A 1135-nucleotide genomic window follows, 5' to 3' on the forward strand; every position below is an offset into this window, starting at 1 on the left:
GATGACGTCCCGTGGAGTGGTGTAACTGCGGTCGCGTGAAGCGCTGCGGTTGGGACTATGCCGTGCGGGCGGTGAGATTGTCGAGGGCGCGGCCGCTGCTGATGACCGGATCGGCTGGTGCCAGCGGCAGGGTGGTCGGCTCCGGTGGGGTCAGCAGCGCCATCGACGCCTCGGAGAGGTAGCGCCGACCGGTGAAAGCCCACTCGTCGTGCGCTTCGATCAGCACGCAGCCGGCCAGGCGCAGCACCGCGGGCGGGTTGGGAAAGATCCCGACGACGTCCGTGCGGCGCTTGACCTCCCGGTTCAGGCGTTCGATGGGGTTGGTCGACCAGATCTTGCGCCAGTGCGCTTCGGGGAAGACCGCGAACGCGGTGATGTCGGGGCCTGTCTCGTCGAGCATCGCGGCGATGGTGGGGAACTGCCCGCGCAGGGTGTCGGCGACGACGTTCACCTGCTCGGTGACCAGCGCCGGGGACGGCTGGGCGAAGATCGTGCGGACCATCGCCGCGACCGCCTCGCCCTGGCCCTTGGACACCTTCGCCAGCACGTTGCGCATGAAGTGGACCCGGCAGCGTTGCCAGCTGGCCCCGGCCATGGTCTGCTCGATCGCGGACATCAGACCACGGTGCTGATCGGAGATGACCAGTTGGACCCCGTGCAAGCCCCGATCGCGCAGACCGTTCAGGAACTGCTTCCAGAAGTCGAGGGTCTCGGCGTCACCGACGTTGCAGCCCAGTACTTCTCGGTGCCCGTCAGCGGTGACACCGGTGGCAATGACCACCGCCTGGGAGACCACCCGGCCGCGGACGCGGGCCTTGCAGTAGGTGGCATCCAAGAAGACGTACGGAGTCGCCTGCGCGTTCAGTGGGCGGGAGGTGAAGGCGGCGACCTCGCTGTCCAGGCCCGCGCAGATCCGCGACACCTCCGACTTGGAGATGCCGGAGTCGACTCCCAAAGCCGCGACGAGGTCGTCGACCTTCCTCGTTGAGACGCCATGGACGTAGGCCTCCATGACGACCGCGTGCAGCGCGACGTCGATGCGCCGACGCGGGTGCAGCAGCGCAGGGAAGAACGAGCCCGTCCTCGTCTTGGGGATCTTCACGGTGAGGTCGCCGGCGGTCGTGGCCACCAGCTT

Annotated in this window: 1 protein-coding gene; it reads right to left on the reverse strand. The window is 68.0% G+C overall.

What is annotated here, in order from left to right; translation table 11 throughout:
* Positions 1-55: 55 nt before the first annotated feature.
* A partial coding sequence (locus ACRYM0_RS20845) for an IS256 family transposase (protein WP_432507761.1) occupies positions 56-1135 on the reverse strand: 1080 nt, incomplete at its 5' end.

Origin of the sequence: Kineococcus arenarius subsp. arenarius, from assembly GCF_050871845.1 — a bacterium.
Lineage (GTDB): Bacteria > Actinomycetota > Actinomycetes > Actinomycetales > Kineococcaceae > Kineococcus.